Origin of the sequence: Tsukamurella asaccharolytica, assembly GCF_007858435.1 — a bacterium.
Lineage (GTDB): Bacteria > Actinomycetota > Actinomycetes > Mycobacteriales > Mycobacteriaceae > Tsukamurella > Tsukamurella asaccharolytica.
Map to the genome: position 1 here is coordinate 1 of NZ_VIGW01000059.1, position 581 is coordinate 581.

A 581-nucleotide genomic window follows, 5' to 3' on the forward strand; every position below is an offset into this window, starting at 1 on the left:
TAAAAAAATGAGTGCGCAATATGTTGAGCTATTAAACCAGAGCCTTTTTGAACTTCAGAATGATGTCAATGTCTCCTTTGAGTTCTTTCCCCCCAATAGCGAACAGATGGTCACCACTCTTTGGAACTCCATCGAACGGCTTAAGGTCTTAAAACCCCAATTTGTCTCCGTCACCTATGGTGCGAATGCGTCAACACGGGATCGTACCCACCGAGTGATTGAAGATATTGTCCATAAAACGGATCTCACCGCCGTTCCCCATCTCACCTGCGTCGATACATCGGAAGAGGAGCTCAATCAGATCGCCGATAACTATTGGGATCTTGGCATTCGCCATATTTTGGCACTGCGCGGAGATCTCCCTAAGGGTACAGAAAACCCAGGTATCTATGCTGATAGTCTAGTCAAACTACTCAAAAAACGTCACGACTTTGATATCTCGGTAGCCGCCTATCCTGAAATTCACCCGAAGCAAAAAATGCACAGGCTGATCTTCTCCATCTTAAGCGTAAAATCGATGCCGGAGCGAATTTAGCGATTACCCAATTCTTCTTCGATATCGATGCCTTTCTCCGCTTTAG

General features: G+C 45.6%; 1 pseudogene. It reads left to right on the forward strand.

Going from position 1 to position 581, the window contains the following annotated elements:
• Positions 1 to 106 precede the first annotated feature (106 nt).
• Positions 107 to 581: pseudogene (locus FK529_RS20930) on the forward strand (methylenetetrahydrofolate reductase); the annotation flags it as partial.